Origin of the sequence: Comamonas sp. Tr-654 (assembly GCF_011752915.1) — a bacterium.
Taxonomy (GTDB): domain Bacteria; phylum Pseudomonadota; class Gammaproteobacteria; order Burkholderiales; family Burkholderiaceae_C; genus Comamonas.
This window is the reverse complement of record NZ_VWWQ01000002.1, coordinates 615,036-632,003: the sequence shown is the minus strand read 5'-3', so window position 1 is coordinate 632,003 and position 16,968 is coordinate 615,036. Positions and strand designations below refer to the sequence as shown.

Genomic DNA, 16,968 nt, shown 5'->3' with positions numbered 1-16,968 from the left:
ATATACCTTCAGCCCTTTGCTGGCAAGCGATAGCAGCTATCAGTTCTGAAATGCCACGTAGCCGCACTGCGCTGGAGCAAGCCGCTGGCAAGCTCATACTTCGCATCCAGCAGGAATGGATGCAGGAGCTGGGCGAGCCTGCGGCCGCAGACAGCGAGCAAGTCATGAACCGCGCTCATGACCTGCTGCAGGCCGCATCGGCCCGCCAGCCCGGCCTCGGGCTGCAGCAGCAGTCGATCGAAGAATTTCTGGGCAGGCAATGGCTGCACGGCCATCCTGGCGTGCAGCCATTCGTCAATGATCTGGCGGCACTGGTGCAGTCCTGATCCATCTATTCAGGCCCTCCGCGGCCTGTTTCCACGCCTTATTTGACGTAGGAACGCAGCACCTTCACGACCAGCTCCAGGTCCTGTTCACGCTGCTCGGCCGTTGCAGCTTCGGCACCCAGATGCTCGCGCACATGGCCTTCGAGCAGCTCCAGCATCAAGCCATTGACGGCCCCGCGCACGGCTGCCAATTGCTGCAGCACCACGGCACAGTCCTGCCCTTCTTCCAGAGCTCTCTCCAGTGCCTGGGTCTGCCCCTTGATGCGGCGGATGCGCGCGAGCAATGGCTTTTGATTCGAAACGGTATGCGACATGGGCAGAAATTGTAGTCTTCACGCCGGCATGGAAAATATACTGGGGTAGAGTATATAAAAACAAGCCAATCATGACCTCGAACACTGCCTCAACCCTTACCCGACAACACACCCACAGCTTTGATCAAGGCAATCCGCTGGGCGAAAAAAATGCCAAGCTGGCGATGCTGCTGACGCTGGCCATGATGGTGCTGGAAATCACGGCCGGCTATTACTTCAACTCCATGGCCCTGCTGGCCGATGGCTGGCATATGAGTTCACACGCTCTGGCACTGGGCCTGTCCGTCAGTGCCTATGCCGCAGCGCGCAAGCTGGCCAATGACAGGCGCTTCAGCTTCGGCACCTGGAAGATAGAAATCCTGGCGGGATACACCAGCGCCATCTGCCTGCTGCTGGTTGCCGCCCTGATGGCTTTTGAATCCATACAACGCCTGCTCTCGCCTGCCGCCATTCACTATCAGCAAGCCATAGGCGTGGCAACTCTTGGCCTGCTGGTCAACCTGGTCTGTGCCTGGCTGCTCAAGGGCGGACACCACCATCACCACGGCCATGAGCCGCACCACGATCATCACCATGGACACGACCATGCGCATGGCGACCTGAACCTGCGCTCGGCCTATCTGCATGTGATTGCAGACGCGGCCACATCGGTCATGGCCATCGCAGCCCTGCTGGGCGGCATGCTGCTGGGCCTGGCCTGGCTGGATTCGGTCATGGGCCTGGTCGGCTCCGTGATGGTCGCGGCTTGGGCCTTCGGTCTGCTGCGCGATAGCAGCCGCGTGCTGCTCGATGCCGAAATGGATGCCCCCGTCGTGGAAGAGATACGTGAGGCCATCGAGCAAGGACCGCAGCCCGTCAAACTCACCGACCTGCATGTCTGGCGCGTGGGCAAGAATCACTATGCCTGCATCATCGCAGTCGAGGGCGCTGCCACCGTCACCCCCGACTACATTCGCCAGTTGCTGTCGGTCCACGAAGAACTCACCCACGTCTCCGTCGAAGTCAACCGCACAGAGCCGGCATAAATACGTCGGTTGAAATCCGCAGGCTGGTAACGCAGGTAGAATCCAGCGTCCCTCCCCGTAGTTCAATGGATAGAACGGTCGCCTCCTAAGCGACAGATACAGGTTCGATTCCTGTCGGGGGGACCATTTTCTAGTCCGGTAGCTTCCAAAGGCTTCCGGACTTTTTTATTTCTCCTCTGAAAACGGCCTTTTTCTTTCCACGAGAGTCCATCGGAGTCCAATAGCATCCACGCATATGTGGGGGTACTTTTGGGGGTACTGCAGCGAAATTTGGGGGTACATTTCATTTGTACCCCCAAGGCGCTCTGCAGGATGTACCCCCAGATCCTGCCGATGTACCCCCAAGGATCCGGGCCAGATACCCCCAGAGGCCAGGTTCACTTAACCCCCTGCGGTTGCCATCTCAAAACTTACGACTGCACAACGCTGCTGATTCGTAGAGTTCAGATCTTCACTTAACCCCCCTTAGCAACCCGCTGAACAGTCCGACAACGCGGCTCGAATTACCCGCTTCCAAGCTATGCGGGAAGGACCCGTGGCCGGTCGTACAACACAACCCCCTATAGAGGGTCGTAGAACAGCGGGCACATGCGGCTCGGGGCATCCGCGTCATAGAGAAATGTTTTTTGGGCATGCCCTGCAGGCCGTGAGCACAGCCATGCAGGCCTTTACCGGCTCCGGAAGGCGGCCCGAGCACTGTCTTCTCTGGTGCCATGCCTGCCTCACTGCCACCCGTTGCAGCGCACAGAAGGCCTTGCCCAGCCCCCTCCGGGGCCGCCACTAAAACTACATTCGCTCGGTCAAAACTCGCTGAACAGGTGCGGCAACTGCATGCACTCATGCAACTTTCTTCGGGATATGAATCTTTTTTTGTGGGAACGCGGGAACAAATGCGAAAAACGCTTCCAAGCCTTTGAATTAATTCAATAAAAGTGTTCCCACTCGCAGTGGGAACAGCCAAATTCGCAATGGGAACGTGGGAACAGATTGCAGCTCAAGCCCGCCTGCAACCGCACTTCCTTCGGGGTATGACTCTTTTTGAGTGGGAACGTGGGAACAAACGCGAAAAATGCTTGCAAGCCTTTGAATTCGTTCAATAAAAGTGTTCCCACTCGCAGTGGGAACAGCCAAATTCGCAGTGGGAACGTGGGAACAGATTCACCTCGCTTAACATCTTCGACAGCAAGGCAGCTTGATACGGTTCATCGTTCTCTACGACGCGCTACGAAAGCCGGATAGTGACGCGTCGCCTACTCAAACCGGCCAGGAGACAGCGATGAGCAAAGGTGGCATGAGCGGTGGTGGCGGTCGCAGCGGCGGCTCACAAGGCGGAGGCGGATCTCAGGGTGGCGGCAGCAAAGGAGGCAGCTCGGGCTCCAGCGGCGGCCGAGGCCAGGGCAATGCCGGCGGCTGGCCAAGCACCACAGGAAATGTTTCGGGCGGAGGCCGTAGCAATGCACCAGCCGGGGGCGGCAAGAAATAGCTAAAGCTACAGCTCTGGATTTCTATAACCCGCCCAAAGACCCACACGGCAGGTTTAATACATAACGAGCATAGCGAAAAGAGCTATCTCTTTCGCTATGCCCTAAGTCTGATTAGGTCGATGTCACTTTCGGAAAGGTCAAACCACTCGCCATTTATGCGCTTATCCGAAAACATTGTGTGATAACGGCTTTCCGCAGCATGGCAATCGTCAAACCAAACGCACAATGGAATGGTGTAGATGAAAGGCAAGTGAACACCAAAGGCTCTCATGCGGGCAGGGATGTTACGAGTTCTACCTACCTTGTATCCATAGGCAGATCTCAAAACATAGACCACGCCGGCTTTAGCTCCCGCTGCCGCCTCGCCGACGATCTCAATCGGCGTAAGCCGCTCCTGGGAGATGAAGCTCGAATACGAGCGTATTGACCTTACAGGCTTGCTTGTCATGACCGTACTGTCACGTAGCTCAAAGCCCTCAAAATGCTGCTGCCAGAGCTCATGCAACCCATAGTCCGCGACTTTTTTTGAGGCGAAACCGAAGGATCCAGCTTTCCAAAAGCCACGTCCTGAGCCGCTGTCAACCCAAATCTGAGCGGAAGTCTGCTTCCATTCAATGTTGCGAAGCACACCAGAACCACCAACAACAATACCTAGCCACCTCAGCAATCCAGTTTGTTCAGCTTCATCGTACGCTGCAATAGTGATTCCATGACCGCGTGCAGGGGGCGCGGCCTTGTTAGCTAGAGCCTCCGGCAATGTAAATGCGGAAGGTGGTTGCTCATCGCTAGCATCAAGTTCACAAGCAACTCTCCAATACTTCGCAGGGGTCAGCATTTCTTGTATTCCTAACCGTTCCATTTGATGTGCGGAAAACTGTACTCGAATAGCGGCTAAAGACTGAAAGCCTTTAGTCTTGGAACTGAACAAGTTGCTCACCTGCACCACACACCTCTGGTTCCAGCCAACAAAAAAAGGACTCCCGAAGGAGTCCTTGAAGCCTCTGTCACAAGGCAATGACAGCCGCAGCTCTGTCATGTCAGCCATTCACGCTTGCAGGCCCTTGGCGGTCATTTCGTGGGCCAAGGAGTAAAGCCCGTCACCACAAACCTGCAAGCGCTCTCGCTCTAGGGCGCGGCTGGGTTCGATGTGGGGGCGCTGCTGCTGACGCTCACCAGCCGTGCGCCTTGTGCCCCCATGTCTCCGTCCGGGTCGTAGGCCAGCACCACGGCAGGGTCGGCGTCGGCCCGACGGTAGATCGGCAGGTGGGCCAGCTCGGCTTCACAGATCAGCTCTTCTTCTTTTTCCTCCAGCGTGCGCAGCTGCGTGGTCAACTGTTCGCGGCGTGTGGTGCGTTCGGTCAATGGCAGGCCGGGCACATAGTCCATGGCATCCACCTTGGCCAGAAATACCTTTTTGATGGTGTCGCCAAACAGCCAGATCAGCTGCGGTGCAATCGAGATATTCAGCATCCCCGAAGCATTGCTTTGCCCCACTGGCAAATTCACTCCCTGCGTCACGCTCAAGGGGTTCACCTCGGTGATAGATGCCCCCGGATTGCGCAGGCTCAGGAACTTGTTGTTGACCTCTGCGGCATCGCCCGACATGCGATCGAACCACGCGGACACGCGGGCCTTGAGGTCTTCGCGGGACAGCGGAGCCTGCACCAGCCAATCAATCTCTTCCTTGATCTGCGCGATCTGCTCGCGCAGCTTGTCGATTTTTTGAATCAGTTCCATGCTCAACCTCACAGCTCGTGCTCGGGGGAATTGAAGCCCCATTGAATGACGGCTTTCACCAGCGGATCCACGCATGCAAATTGCTCGCTCTGGGCCGCTTTCACGCGCTCTTTTTCAGCTTCCAGGCGCTGCTGACGTTCCAGCAGTTGCAGGTACTCGCCCCACAGGCCGTAGCTGATGCCCGTTGGTGCTTCGTCGTGTTGGGTGCCCGAGCCGGTGTATGTGGGGCGCTGGAATTTCTCGACCTGCTCTCGCGTCAAAGCACGGGCCTTGTCCAGCGGCAACTCAAGCATGGACTCCACCTGATCCCGGCTCTCGTACATGTTGGCGTTGCTGCGCATGAAGGTGCGCTTGCCGCCGATGTGCTCTCTCAGCTCCCGCAGGCGGTGGTAGAAATCATTCGAGGTCAGATGGATGGCCCGCTTTGCCTCCAGCAGCCGCATCATCTTTGCCTTGTCATAGCTTGGCATGTGCTCTCCGTTCAAGTGCCGTTGTGACAAGAGCAATGCTCGTCGTGCAGCCCGAGAATCAACAGCCACAGGCCGCGTATTCAGGGGGCAATTTCACGCTTTCAACTCAGCTGCAGCCCATGTTTCGCAAGGCCTTGCGCAGCCCGTCGAGCGTGGCGGGAAGGCCCAGCCCCTGACGATGCGCACGGTGTATCAAGCGGCGTGCGGCAGTCCAGTTCATGTCCGGCTGCTGCCGGTCTTTGAGGTACTCGGGAACCCGCTCCAGGTACAACAGCACCTCACGGTGCAGCGCTCGCATATCGCCATGCAGATGCAGCAATGCACGCGACAACAGGCGGTTGCGCCACACACGCAGCACATCGAAACGGGGCGTGCGGCCCAGAGTGCCCGCAAAGCCCAGCGCCCTGTCCATATCGGTGCCCTGCTGGATGTGTTCCTGCACCGCCGCCTCCAGCCATGCAGCCAACTCGCCGTGCTGCTCCCGCAGCAAACGGGCTGCAATGCGCATGCGCCGAATGGGGTTCTCCGGCAGGCGGCTGGCCTGCCTCGTTCGCTTGCACTCGATCACTCACAGCTCCAGTTCATAGATCGCTGACGTGATGCGATAGCACCGTGCTTGCCCCAGTCCGGGCAGGCGCTGCTTGTCGTCGTAGCTGCGGCCCTTGCCTGGCTTCAAGCAGCCATGCTGCAGCAGCACGCTGCACACCGCCGTGTAGTCGTAGCCATTGCAGACCTCGTTGCGGAACACCTCGGGCAACACAAAGAACTCCACCTGCATATCCTCCGTGGCCACCGCAGGCACCAGCTCGTCATACAGCCGCTGATCGTCGCCATTCAGGCGTGGGCCGCTCAGCTTCGGCTCGGCCTTCACAGGCTTGCCCTCTTCATCGACCAGACGCCGATACCCAGCCCGCTGCAGCGTCTTCACGCTGTGATCGTCGGCGGCTCGATGCCACCACGTAAAGCGGCCCTCGCCATGCGCTTCAAAGAAGGCCCGTACCTGCCGCAGCATGGCCGTCACTTCGCCGCTGCCGGATCCGCCGCGGCCTGCCAGCCATGCGTCAAAACAGGCCTTCACAGCGTCCTCGCTCTCGCCTTCGTTCCAGCCAGTCAGGCCCGCTTCGGTCGCCATGGCACCGGCCACTGCAACCAATGCAAAACGGGCTGCCACCCGGGCCACCTGCCCGCTGGCGCCCTGCGGCATCCAAGCGGCGGTGAGCACGCTCACGGCATCCCGCAAGCGCTTGGGCAAGGTCTCGGCATTGGCCGTGGCCCACTGCAAAAAGGCACGACCGACAGCACCATGACACCGCTCGGCTTCACGGGTCAGCAACGCGGCCAGAGAGGCCGGATCCGGTTGGCCGTGCAGATACTCAAAAGCTCCCCAGCCCTTGCCTGCTTCGGCAGGAATATCGGCCATGCGTACGTCCTGGCCGGTTCTCGATCGCTTGCCGCCCTCGGCCATGTGATCGCTCAAACTCAGCTCGCCCGTGCTCAGAAACAACAGCCGCCACGACAGCCGCGAGCGTGCGGCGCCCGTGCGTGTCGACCGCGCCTTGCTTTGCTCGTTGGCCAACATGTAGGCACAGTCGCCCGCCACCTTGCCGTCCACCTGAGACAGCTCGTCCAGAATCAGCAAACTGTCGCAATGCTGGGCCGCAATCACCTCCAGTGCGTTGTCCGTGGTGCGCCAGCGCTGCATATAGTCCGGGCCGCCATACACGCTGGCCGCCACACGCGCCGCCGTGGTCTTGCCCGACGAGCTGCCGCCCCGAATGTGAAAGCCGCCGCTCTCCATGCCCGCAGGCCGCAACATCGGCCCGGCAAACGCGCAGCACACCGCAAACACCATGCGGCTGTTGCCCGCACAGTAGCGGCCAACGTGCTCGATCCAGTCATCCACACCGCGCTTGATGCGGAAGGTGTTTTCCATCGCCGCATCCGACTGAAAAACAATGCGTTCGTCCTTGTCGCCAATGGCTTCGTGCGGCAGCACAAAGGCCCGCTTGTGCCAGCCTATGCGGTCGGTGCAACTCGCAAACGCACCGGGCTTGCGGGTCTGGATGTACTCGGTCAGCCGGTTTCTGGCCATGGGAGCCGTGGCAATGCGCAGCCCCATGTTCAGCAGCATGCCCCGGTACTCGCCGCCGTCGCTGCTCAACATGCGGGCAGGCATGGCCCACTGGCGCGGCACGCCCAGCGGGTCTTCAAAACTCAGCAGGTAGCCCCAGCCCATGCCCTCCTGATTGCGCGTCAGCGCCTCTACCTCCAAGGGCGAGCACAACCACAGCGGGCGGGCCGGGTTGCCGTCCTTGTCGCGGCCATGAAACCACACGCCGTATTGCGTCACGCTGAACGGATCGTCACCCGTTTGCACAGGCGCAGCATCAGCCCCCAACTCATGCCCTTGCTGTGACTCTGCAGCCTGGGCGGCATTCGTTCGGTGCTGCTCGATCGCATCCATCACGCACGCCTTCACGGCCTCCAGGCTGCGGGCCAGATACATGTCGTTGAAGTCGCTGCCGCCGTCCGGCAGATCCGTGGGGAAGACCGCCGCACCGCCCACCGCCGCAGCGGCTGCACTGGCCTTGCTACGCCCGGTATTGCGGCCCATCTTCTGCTCGGCGTCGGCATCGTCATCGCCGCACACCACCAGCAAGGCGTCGGGAATCAGCTCATGCAAGGCCTTGGCCACATGCAGCAGATTGCCCGCATCAAAGGCCATGGCCACTGGCAATCCCGTGGCCTGCCGCAAGCTGGCGGCAGTGGCATAGCCTTCGGCCAGCAGCACGGTTTCGGCAGCGTCTGCACTGCCCAGCATGTGCCACAGGCCCGACTTTCTGCCGCCCTTCAAAAACAGCTTGTCCGGCCCCTTCGCTGGCTTGGCCGGGGCAATGCGTTGCACATTCCACAGCTCGCCTTTTTCGTCACGCAGCGGCACCAGCAAGCAACCATCGGCGGCATATCGCACGCCGTAGCCCATCACGCCCTTGCGCTGCAAATAGGCACTGCTGCCCGTGGTGCTGGCGGCCTCCCACTGCTGCACGGCCTGCTGTGCCACGGCTTGCTGGGCGGCCCTTTGCTGCGCCTCTTCGGCGGCCTTGGCGGCGACAGACTTTTGCACCGCCCTGCCCTGCAATGGCTTGCCCGGCAGATGCGGCCCCTTGTTTCGCCGCGGCAGCTTGAAGCCGTGTTGCTTGGCCAGATACAGCAAGGTGGACACGCCCACCCCGCCACCGGCCTTGATGCTGCGCCATGTGCTCAGCGCCGCAGCCTCGTCGAAACTAGCCGCATCGCTGGCGCTCCAGTCTCGAAACAGTCCCCAGCCCGCATCGTCCGGGAACTCGCTTTTGATCGCCATGCCCACGCGTGCCCATTCGTCACGCGGCAGGCTTGCCGGGATAAAGCCCAGCGCCTCGCCCAACAGGGCGACAGAAATCGGCGTTCCAGTCATCGCAGCCTCGGCATCAGGTCATGAAAGGTCAGCGCCTGAAAATCGGGCGACAGCTTGAACGGTGCGCCCTGTGCAGACACCGCCAGCAGCTTGTGCGTGCGGGCATGCATCACACGCAACACGCCAGAAGCGTCGAAGGTCACTTTCACCGGCAGGGTGTGGGGGCGGCGCATGGTCGCCTTGAGCAGCACGCGATCAGCCGGGCAGCGGGCACGCAGTTGGGGCAGCCTAGCTCGCATCACCCAGTCCGCATCGGCCAGATTGGCGCTTTGCAGCAAGCCAACGCGGGCATTCACCAGCTGCAGCAAGCCGGGCCAAGCAATTTGCAATTGCAGCACCGCATGCGGGTTGCCGGGGTCTGCAGGAATCCGCAGCTGATAAAGCACTTCATCCTCCGGCACCTTGTTGCTCTGCAGATGCTCTGCGGCCAGTTTCAGCAGCCTCTGCGCCTGCAACTGCGCAGCCTGAATGGCTTTCTCGGCAGCGGGGCTGGGCGTCCATTGATCGGGTAATCGGCTCATACCTTTTCTCCCTCGATATTGCTTTCAGGCACATTGCTCAGTCCGCCCTCACCGGCAGACTGGGCCTCGATCCAGGCTTGAATGGCCCGCTCGCTCCAGGCCACGCGGCGGCCTGCACACAGGCGGATCGGACGGGGAAACAGCCCCTGCCCGATGCGGTAGTAAATCCAGCTCTTCTTGGCCGAAGTCATGCGCTCCACCTCGGCCAGCGGCAGCAGTCGGTCGCCCGGCTGCAAGCCGCCCTTGGCATACACCGCCACCGGCACGGAGCGGCGGCGCTTCTTGCAGGCGTCGGCTTCTTGGCGGGACGGCGCGGCGTGGATGTCATGCACGTTCATGTCTTGCTCTCCGTAGAAAAGTGGAAACCTCAGCCCTGGTGCAACCTGGCTGGCACGGTGGATGCAGCCTGTTTGCACGGGCCTGCAGCCATGCGTGCGAAGCGGCGCGGCGCATGGTTCGGCAGTGACTGGCGGGCATTGATGTGCATGCGCCAGTAATGGGCACTGGCAGCCAAAACGGCACGCGTTGCTTGTGATCGGTGATGCATGTTTTTGTCTCTCCAACAAAGTGCAAAGAAGTCCAAGAAAGTCAGCGCGGGCGATCGTCCAAGAGATACGCGGACAAGTCCATGTAAAACATGTCGCCATATTTTGTAACTGCACTCAATCTCTTATCAGGCATTGATTTAATGCAATCAAATCAATAGCAAACACATGTTTACGTTGCAACTTGAAGCACCTTTTTTTCGACTCTGCGGAGTGCTAGCAACTACGCCAAAAGCTCACCTGAAAAAATCGAAAAAATCACTCTCTGATATCGCATGACCCACTGACATTCAGGGGGACAAGCCCCCTGCGGCCTGTTCCAGAGCGTTTTTTCAGCCCTGATCGGTGCTTTTTCGGCCCAGCCAGCGGCCCAAAAACTGCATGGACACGGCCCGCAGTTCGGCGGCTTTTTCGGGGGTCGATGCGGACTCGGCCAGCGTCAAACGCAGCAGGCTTTCGTCCATCTCCGTCCACAGCCAAAGCAGCAGGCGCTCCATGTCATCCATGGCTGCGGCCAGCGCCTTTGCATCGGGCGCGTTGAACTGGCGTGCCCATGTGCGGATCTCGCACACGAGCTGCCGCGCTTCGCGGTGCGAGAGCCGGGCCTGCGGATCCGAGGTCGAGTCGATGGGAGTTGTGTGCAGCGTCGCAAAAGACGGGCGCGGCTGCGCTGCCACTGCGTTGCGGGCAGCAGAGGTGTTGAGGGCTGTCATGCCTCAGCCCTCTGTTTTTTGCTTGTTGCGGGCTGCGCCGGTACGCACGCACCACATGTACGAGCGGCTCATGCCGTAGCGCTTGGCCAGGGCCGTGCAGCTCTCGCTGCTGGCACGAATGGCTCGCACATCTTCGTCGCTCAGCTTGGTTTGCGGCAGCTGTACTGCCGCCCTAGTGTTGCCGTGCAGATCACGGTCGAGCGCGTTTTGCTGGGCGTTGCCCAGATAGAGGTGATGGGGGTTGATGCAGGCTTGATTGCCGCAGCGGTGCAGCACCATGATGCCGTTAGGAATTGGGCCGACAAACAGCCGATACGCCAGGCGATGCCCGGCTGACTTACCGCCTTTGCCGTTGGTAGCGATGGGGTAGCCCCAGCGGTTTTTGCGGATCCAGTCAGGGCAAAAGCATTGCTCTACTGTCAAGCCTTGAAAAGACTTGGCATCCAGCGATGGCGCATTGCTGAATGCATTGGGTTGCACAGCGGTGTGTGCGGGGGAGATGGTAGCCATGACGGCCTCCAGGGAGTGTGGTGTTCAAAAACCACCGCTCCGAGACCAATCGGGGCGGCAGCTCGAACGGGTTGGTCTACCGGACACTCCCTGCGGGAACCGGCGAGGCGCGAGCCTCCCCATCCGAGCCGCCATAAAGGGGCACAGACGACAAAGCCGCAGACTCAGCTAAAGAGACCACGGCTTTCGTCGTGGGAGTGTACCGGGAGACCAATCCCGGTCACGCTTTACGGGCGTGACGAAGTGGAATGTAGCACACAGTGAAGCGGGTTGTGAACAACGCTTTTTGATGAAGAGACCATAAAAAAACCTCCCGTAAAGGAGGTTTTTTGAGACTACTAACGATTCAAACTTCAGCCTTACAACAGGCCCAACAGGCTACCACCTCAATGAGGTCTAGGCTGCGATCCAAGCGGTCATCGCCGAGATACTCGCGTAGTCCGCGCATACCGACTCCAACCCGTCAGTTGAGGCTCGTTGCTTGAATTCAGCCCAAGACTTCTCGGTTTTTCCTTTCAAACCTAAAGGTGTTTCTATTGCACCGACTGTCCACACCCAAATCCCCTTTGCTTTAAGTTTCTGATGAATATTGTGAATATGAGTGACCGCATTAGGATCTTTCGCCACCATTTCAAATGCATCTGATGCAGAAACATTTCCACTTTTTGGCAAGCCCGTGTGCACATTAAGTGTTATGACATTATTAGCCGCCATTGATTGGAATATTTTCATAACAGCCTGGATATCGGCATCAGTGGATTCAATGAATCCTGCGGAAATTGCATCATTGAAGGCATAGTCTAAATCAACAATAGCCTTGCATGGTAAATCCATTCTTGAAAGTATTTCCATACACTTTCCCGTATTTCCCACGCCGCCCTGCGGCACCAATGCCGTCTTATGTTGTCCAAGAGACTTTGTTTGAATGCTTTCAAAGATATACGGCAGTAATCTCTGCTCCGTCTTCCCTTCAGTCAGAACAACTTTATCTGCAAAAAGTATCTGATTGGAGTGACTTAATGAGAATAGGTACTCCATCTGGTGAACTGAATTTGGGACAGCCTCTTGAATAGCTGTTCCAAGTTGTGTTCTGGAGTAAGTTCCTTTACCTGACTTTCTGATCAGAATAGTATTCTGAGCATCATCCGACTTTATCATCTGAGCCGAGTGCGTTGAAAACACAATCTGATATCCATTATCAGAAAGAATTTTCAGCGCACTTCTTATGTGCTCAATAGCAAACGGATGCAGATACAGCTCAGGCTCGTCAATCAATAATAATGTTGTCCCATCACTGCCTCCCTGCTCACGCCGCACTTCAGCCAAATGCCGAACCAAGGCCATTTGTATCGAGCGCTGAGTGCCATGTCCGTAGGAAGAGAAGTCTCTGGACACATCATCGCCCTCGTACACCTTTAAGGTCCCAGCCTTAATCAAGTCATCGATAGATGGAACAGGAAAGTGAAGCTTTATACCTATCCCAGGAAACAAATCATTTATTTTCCCATTAATAGAACTATCCATCTCCGATAGCTCAGCCAATCTAGCTGTTCCATTATGAGAAATTTGCTGCTCTATCTGCCCCAGATGCTGATTTATGTCCTTCTCGTGAGCAGTGCGCAAAGGTTTAATTAGCTCAGCTAAAAGCTTTCCAATTGTCGTGGTTGTTTTAGCCTTAGCTGCATCTTCTGCTGCATCTTCCATCGCGCCGATTCTAATTGGCTCTGGTAGTAGCTTCCCAATGGCGGCATCTATCCCAGTAGGATTCACTCTCCATTCATCATTGGCAGGATTGTAGACGTGAATTTTAATATCAGTCGACCTATCATTAGGAGTAAGCTGAACTCTTTTTATTATCAGCTTTCCGTCAAAAACAAAAGGCGATATTTGAGCCTTTTGATTATCAGGAAGAATACTGAGTGCATCTTCATCTACCCCTGTCACTTCAGCAATTACTTCTATTTTAGAGTTGACATCTCCAAAATATGACTCATCTAGTGCGGACCTTCTTAAAAGCCACTGAATGGCTGCAATAATATTTGATTTACCAGAATTATTGTAGCCAACTAGCGGAGTATATTTCTCCAATCTAAGAGATATGTCTTTGCATGACTTGTAGTTTATGATTTGCAGATTAGAAATCTTGATTGACATCAATTACTCCTAGTTTTTGAAGAGATTATTCTTAACGAAAAATAATATTAAATTATTTCAATAAAAATAAATCTATTCAATATCTAAGTGTTCCCACTATGTTCCCTTCTTGTTCCCATCCTGTTCCCACATATTTTGATAGCATCTAACTATTACTACATAAGCATTTCCGGCATTTCTGCTTCGCTTGTTCCCACGTTCCCACGGTTTTTGCAGAAATAGTCCCAAAGCAAATTGCGTTGTAACAAAGTGACACTTCTTGGTTAGCAGGCACAAAAAAGCCGCCTCGGCGGGCGGCTGGTGGTCTTGTCTCTCCTATCTAGTTCGGCCTAGACCCTCGCCTGCTGGGGCATGGCCAGCGTCTGCCCCGTTCTACGGGCATCGAGGTAGTCGGCCCACCATTGCATGAGCTGGGTGCGCTCTGCCATATAGGTGCTGCGGTGGTAGGCGGCCCGCACCTGGTTGCGCTCTTTGTGGGCCAGTTGCCGCTCGATCACGTCCGGGCGCCAGCCTGCCTCGTTGGCCACGGTCGAGAACAAGGCCCGAAAGCCGTGAGCCGTAGCCAGGTACTTGTAGCCCATGCGGGCCATGGCCGAGTTGAAGGTGTTCTCGCTCAGCGGCTTGGTGCTGTAGAACGGGCTGGGAAAGACCAGCTCCAGCCGCTCTGAGATAGGCCGCATCTGCTGCAGCACGGCCACGGCCTGCCGCGACAGGGGCACGCGGTGTTCCTGCCGCATCTTCATGCGCTCGGCAGGAATAGTCCACACAGCAGCGTCCAGGTCGATCTCGTCCCAGCGGGCACAGCGTGCCTCGCCAGGGCGCGTGGCAGTGAGTATGAGCAACCGCAGGGCACTGACGGTGTGCAGCTCGCCGTCATAGGCATCGAGCCGGGCCAGGAACTCGGGCAGCTCGCGGTCGTCGATGGCGGCACGGTGTTTGACTTCACGGGGCCGCAGGATCTCGGACGGCACCAGATCCACCATGGGGTTGCTTTGCAGCCTTCCGTGAATGACGGCCCAGCGAAAGATGGCCTTGACCCGTTGCAGCACCCGACCCGCCTGCTCGCCCGCGCCACGGGCCTCGATCACCTTGACGGCGGCCATGACCTCCAGCGGCGTGATGCTGGCCAGCGGCCTTGCGCCCAGGATGTGCAGGATGTCGTTTTCCAGAGAGGCTTGTATGCGCTGCAGCGTGACAGGCTCCCACCGGGCGGCCTGGTGCTCCAGCCATTCAGCGGTCACAGCCTGCAGGGTGTTGACGGCCTCTTTCTCGGCCTTGGCCTTGCCCACCTTGCGCTGCTCTGCCGGGTCAATACCGGACTGAATGAGCATGCGGGCCTGCACGGCTTGTTCCCGTGCATCCTTGAGGCCCACAGCCGGATAGACGCCCAGAGCCAGCAGCTTCTCTTTGCCATTGCTGCGGTACTTGAGCCGCCAGTACTTGCCGCCGCTCTTGGCGTAGTCGAGAAACAGCCCACCGCCGTCGAAGTATTTGCCGGTCTCGCTCAGGTTGCGCAGCTTGGCGTCGGTCAGTTTCATGGGCATCCTCGCATGGCTGGGGGTACATTTGGGGGTACATCTTAGGCTCGTTTGTGCGAAACCTAATATCCATGCGGGTTAGCGGGCGGAGTGTGATTTCTGTCGGGGGGACCATTTTCTAGTCCGGTAGCTTCCAAAGGCTTCCGGACTTTTTTATTTCTCCTCTGAAAACGGCCTTTTTCTTTCCACTGAAGTCCATCAGAGTCCAATGGCATCCACGCATATGTGGGGGCACATTTGGGGGCATGCTTTCAAAAATTGGGGGCACATTTCATTTGTGCCCCCAGATCCTGCCGATGTACCCCCAAGGATCCGGGCCAGATACCCCCACAGGCCAGGTTCACTTAACCCCCTGCGGTTGCCATCTCAAAACTTACGTCTGCACTACTCTGCTGATTCGTAGAGTTCAGATCTTCACTTAACCCCCCTTAGCAACCCGCTGAACAGTCCGACAACGCGGCTCGAATTACCCGCTTCCAAGCTATGCGGGAAGGACCCGTGGCCGGCCTCACCACACAACCCCCTATAGAGGGTCGTAGAACAGCGGGCACATGCGGCTCGGGGCATCCGCGTCATAGAGAAATGTGTTTGGGCATGCCCTGCAGGCGCGACCACAGCCATGCAGGCCTGTATCAGCACCAGAAGGCTGCCCGAGCACTGTCTTCTCTGGTGCCATGCCTGCCTCACTACTACCCGTTGCAGCGCACAGAAGGCATTGCCCAGCCCCCTCCGGGGCCGCCGCTCAAACTGCATCCGCTCGGTCAGAACTCGTTGAAAAGGTGCGGCAACTGCCTGCACACATGCAACTTGCTTCGGGGTATGACTCTTTTTTAGTGGGAACAGTGGGAACACGCAGAAAAATACACGCAATCCAATGATTTTATTAACAAAAACCGTTCCCATTGATCTATGGGAACATCCAAATTCGCAGTGGAAACGTGGGAACAGATTGCAGCTCAAGCACACATGCAACCGCACTTCCTTCGGGGTATGACTCTTTTTTAGTGGGAACGCGGGAACAAACCCAAAAATCTCTTACAACCATATGATTTCATTAGATAAAAGTATTCCCACTGCCTTGTGGGAACAGCCAAATTCGCAGTGGGAACGTGGGAACAGATTCACCTCACTTAACAACTTCAACAGCAAGGCAGCTTGATAAGGTTCATCGTTCTCTACGACGCGCTACGAAAGCCGGATAGTGACGCGTCGCCTACTCAAACCGGCCAGGAGACAGTGATGAGCAAAGGTGGCATGAGCGGTGGTGGCGGTCGCAGCGGCGGCTCACAAGGTGGGGCGGGTCTCAAGGTGGCGGCAGCAAAGGAGGCGGCTCTGGCTCCAGCGGCGGCCGCGGCCAGGGCAACGCCGGTGGCTGGCCAAGCACCACAGGCAATGTTTCAGGCGGTGGCCGTAGCAATGCACCAGCAGGGGGCGGTGGAAAGAAATAACACCGGCGTCACTCCTGACTAACGTTACGACCCAAGACCCTCGGCTTCACCAGCGGGAAGACGTTGGGTCTTCCGGATCTTCTTGCGGCACCAAACCCGCAGTGCAACATGCATTGCTAGACTGGTGGCTTACACATTCGTTACAAAATGAATCGCAAGAATCCCAAGACTAATTCAAGTGCTCCGTCATCCCAAAAAGCACAAGCAGCTGAGGCATCGCCGACACCTAAGGACGCCAAGAACCTTCATCCCAAGCTGGTGGCTGCAGTGGTCAATTTCGCCATGTGGTGCATCTTCTGCATGGCCGTGCAGACGTACCGAAACATCACGTTGAATCTCTCATTCAATGCTCCGATGAATGGTGCAGCAATATCTGCGCTCACTCGGTTTGTAGACAAGAAAATGGTTCTTCTTCTGTTTGTTTCTTGCCTTGTGCTGTTCGCGTTTATTGCATTTGTCGGCCACAAATTTGCAGTTCCAGAAGCTGAAGGACGAGTCAAGCTGGTTCTTAATCAAGTCCTCCATGAGGCGGCATCAGTGTTTCAAAATATTGGCTCGCTTCTGCTAGCGATCGCATACTTCGCTACGCTACCCCTCTATGCCCTCGCTGGTGCTGCTTGCTGGATTGGATGGTTAATCCTCTCACCCAAGGTAGTTCAAACTCACTCGTGATCGTCGCAGTTTCAGGGCATAGGCGGCGCACTTAGTCGATCTCTATAGCCATTGGCT

17 protein-coding genes and 1 tRNA gene are annotated in these 16,968 nt (G+C 57.3%); 6 read left to right on the top strand and 12 right to left on the bottom strand.

Annotated features, from left to right (window positions below; all coding sequences use genetic code 11):
• The first annotated feature begins 50 nt into the window (after positions 1-50).
• Positions 51-326: a hypothetical protein gene (locus F3J24_RS08530; protein ID WP_167004698.1), complete on the top strand. Its 276-nt coding sequence runs from the start codon at positions 51-53 to the stop codon at positions 324-326.
• A gap of 38 nt (positions 327-364) precedes the next feature.
• Here F3J24_RS08530 and F3J24_RS08525 read toward each other — a convergent pair whose 3' ends face one another.
• The gene (locus F3J24_RS08525; RefSeq protein ID WP_003075449.1) at positions 365-640 is read right to left on the bottom strand and encodes a metal/formaldehyde-sensitive transcriptional repressor; all 276 of its coding nucleotides are present in this window, start codon (positions 638-640) and stop codon (positions 365-367) included.
• Between the two features lie 71 nt (positions 641-711).
• Here F3J24_RS08525 and dmeF point away from each other — a divergent pair, with 71 nt between their 5' ends.
• The 3 genes from dmeF (at position 712) to F3J24_RS08510 (ending at position 3,148) form a co-directional block, all read left to right on the top strand.
• Positions 712-1,665, top strand: coding sequence for a CDF family Co(II)/Ni(II) efflux transporter DmeF (gene dmeF / locus F3J24_RS08520; RefSeq protein ID WP_167004694.1), 954 nt, complete (start codon positions 712-714; stop codon positions 1,663-1,665).
• 51 nt (positions 1,666-1,716) lie between these two features.
• Positions 1,717-1,791: transfer RNA gene (locus F3J24_RS08515), tRNA-Arg, on the top strand.
• A gap of 1,150 nt (positions 1,792-2,941) precedes the next feature.
• Positions 2,942-3,148, top strand: a complete 207-nt coding sequence (locus F3J24_RS08510; RefSeq protein WP_167004691.1) for a hypothetical protein — start codon at positions 2,942-2,944, stop codon at positions 3,146-3,148.
• Between the two features lie 95 nt (positions 3,149-3,243).
• Here F3J24_RS08510 and F3J24_RS08505 read toward each other — a convergent pair whose 3' ends face one another.
• The 11 genes from F3J24_RS08505 to F3J24_RS08455 all read right to left on the bottom strand — a co-directional run bounded on the left by F3J24_RS08505 (position 3,244) and on the right by F3J24_RS08455 (position 14,791).
• Positions 3,244-4,077 (bottom strand): GIY-YIG nuclease family protein, encoded by an 834-nt coding sequence (locus F3J24_RS08505; protein ID WP_205244657.1) that lies wholly within the window; start codon positions 4,075-4,077, stop codon positions 3,244-3,246.
• 197 nt (positions 4,078-4,274) lie between these two features.
• A complete protein-coding gene (locus tag F3J24_RS08500; RefSeq protein WP_167004685.1) occupies positions 4,275-4,886 on the bottom strand; it encodes a hypothetical protein in 612 nt (203 codons plus the stop codon).
• A gap of 8 nt (positions 4,887-4,894) precedes the next feature.
• Positions 4,895-5,356: a hypothetical protein gene (locus tag F3J24_RS08495; protein WP_167004682.1), complete on the bottom strand. Its 462-nt coding sequence runs from the start codon at positions 5,354-5,356 to the stop codon at positions 4,895-4,897.
• Positions 5,357-5,462: 106 nt separating this feature from the next.
• Positions 5,463-5,864 (bottom strand): hypothetical protein, encoded by a 402-nt coding sequence (locus F3J24_RS08490; protein WP_167004679.1) that lies wholly within the window; start codon positions 5,862-5,864, stop codon positions 5,463-5,465.
• 60 nt (positions 5,865-5,924) lie between these two features.
• Positions 5,925-8,810 (bottom strand): DUF927 domain-containing protein, encoded by a 2,886-nt coding sequence (locus F3J24_RS08485; protein WP_167004676.1) that lies wholly within the window; start codon positions 8,808-8,810, stop codon positions 5,925-5,927.
• A complete protein-coding gene (locus F3J24_RS08480; protein WP_167004673.1) occupies positions 8,807-9,331 on the bottom strand; it encodes a hypothetical protein in 525 nt (174 codons plus the stop codon). Before F3J24_RS08480 ends, F3J24_RS08485 begins: the two co-directional genes overlap by 4 nt.
• Positions 9,328-9,669, bottom strand: a complete 342-nt coding sequence (locus F3J24_RS08475) for an AlpA family transcriptional regulator (protein ID WP_167004670.1) — start codon at positions 9,667-9,669, stop codon at positions 9,328-9,330. Before F3J24_RS08475 ends, F3J24_RS08480 begins: the two co-directional genes overlap by 4 nt.
• Positions 9,670-10,208: 539 nt before the next feature.
• A complete protein-coding gene (locus tag F3J24_RS08470; RefSeq protein WP_167004667.1) occupies positions 10,209-10,589 on the bottom strand; it encodes a hypothetical protein in 381 nt (126 codons plus the stop codon).
• Between the two features lie 3 nt (positions 10,590-10,592).
• Positions 10,593-11,099 (bottom strand): HNH endonuclease, encoded by a 507-nt coding sequence (locus F3J24_RS08465; RefSeq protein WP_167004665.1) that lies wholly within the window; start codon positions 11,097-11,099, stop codon positions 10,593-10,595.
• A gap of 396 nt (positions 11,100-11,495) precedes the next feature.
• The gene (locus F3J24_RS08460; RefSeq protein WP_167004663.1) at positions 11,496-13,253 is read right to left on the bottom strand and encodes an AAA family ATPase; all 1,758 of its coding nucleotides are present in this window, start codon (positions 13,251-13,253) and stop codon (positions 11,496-11,498) included.
• 329 nt (positions 13,254-13,582) lie between these two features.
• On the bottom strand, positions 13,583-14,791 hold the full coding sequence (locus tag F3J24_RS08455) for an integrase arm-type DNA-binding domain-containing protein (RefSeq protein WP_167004661.1): 1,209 nt from the start codon (positions 14,789-14,791) through the stop codon (positions 13,583-13,585).
• Between the two features lie 1,239 nt (positions 14,792-16,030).
• On the opposite strand from F3J24_RS08455, the gene F3J24_RS08450 reads away from it, so the two are divergent.
• Together F3J24_RS08450 and F3J24_RS08445 are read left to right on the top strand one after the other, a co-directional pair.
• Positions 16,031-16,261 (top strand): hypothetical protein, encoded by a 231-nt coding sequence (locus tag F3J24_RS08450; RefSeq protein WP_167004659.1) that lies wholly within the window; start codon positions 16,031-16,033, stop codon positions 16,259-16,261.
• Between the two features lie 125 nt (positions 16,262-16,386).
• Complete coding sequence (locus tag F3J24_RS08445; protein WP_167004656.1) at positions 16,387-16,911, top strand: hypothetical protein; 525 nt, start codon at positions 16,387-16,389, stop codon at positions 16,909-16,911.
• The last annotated feature ends 57 nt before the right edge of the window (positions 16,912-16,968 follow it).

Excerpts from the sequence above, each read along its gene's own strand:
- F3J24_RS08510 (WP_167004691.1), top strand. The coding sequence starts at position 2,942 with ATGAGCAAAGGTGGCATGAGCGGTGGTGGCGGTCGCAGCGGCGGCTCA.
- F3J24_RS08530 (WP_167004698.1), top strand. The coding sequence starts at position 51 with ATGCCACGTAGCCGCACTGCGCTGGAGCAAGCCGCTGGCAAGCTCATA.
- F3J24_RS08455 (WP_167004661.1), bottom strand. The coding sequence starts at position 14,791 with ATGAAACTGACCGACGCCAAGCTGCGCAACCTGAGCGAGACCGGCAAA.
- F3J24_RS08495 (WP_167004682.1), bottom strand. The coding sequence starts at position 5,356 with ATGCCAAGCTATGACAAGGCAAAGATGATGCGGCTGCTGGAGGCAAAG.
- F3J24_RS08450 (WP_167004659.1), top strand. The coding sequence starts at position 16,031 with ATGAGCAAAGGTGGCATGAGCGGTGGTGGCGGTCGCAGCGGCGGCTCA.
- dmeF (WP_167004694.1), top strand. The coding sequence starts at position 712 with ATGACCTCGAACACTGCCTCAACCCTTACCCGACAACACACCCACAGC.
- F3J24_RS08525 (WP_003075449.1), bottom strand. The coding sequence starts at position 640 with ATGTCGCATACCGTTTCGAATCAAAAGCCATTGCTCGCGCGCATCCGC.
- F3J24_RS08490 (WP_167004679.1), bottom strand. The coding sequence starts at position 5,864 with ATGCGCATTGCAGCCCGTTTGCTGCGGGAGCAGCACGGCGAGTTGGCT.
- F3J24_RS08475 (WP_167004670.1), bottom strand. The coding sequence starts at position 9,669 with ATGAACGTGCATGACATCCACGCCGCGCCGTCCCGCCAAGAAGCCGAC.
- F3J24_RS08485 (WP_167004676.1), bottom strand. The coding sequence starts at position 8,810 with ATGACTGGAACGCCGATTTCTGTCGCCCTGTTGGGCGAGGCGCTGGGC.
- F3J24_RS08480 (WP_167004673.1), bottom strand. The coding sequence starts at position 9,331 with ATGAGCCGATTACCCGATCAATGGACGCCCAGCCCCGCTGCCGAGAAA.
- F3J24_RS08465 (WP_167004665.1), bottom strand. The coding sequence starts at position 11,099 with ATGGCTACCATCTCCCCCGCACACACCGCTGTGCAACCCAATGCATTC.
- F3J24_RS08500 (WP_167004685.1), bottom strand. The coding sequence starts at position 4,886 with ATGGAACTGATTCAAAAAATCGACAAGCTGCGCGAGCAGATCGCGCAG.
- F3J24_RS08470 (WP_167004667.1), bottom strand. The coding sequence starts at position 10,589 with ATGACAGCCCTCAACACCTCTGCTGCCCGCAACGCAGTGGCAGCGCAG.
- F3J24_RS08445 (WP_167004656.1), top strand. The coding sequence starts at position 16,387 with ATGAATCGCAAGAATCCCAAGACTAATTCAAGTGCTCCGTCATCCCAA.
- F3J24_RS08460 (WP_167004663.1), bottom strand. The coding sequence starts at position 13,253 with ATGTCAATCAAGATTTCTAATCTGCAAATCATAAACTACAAGTCATGC.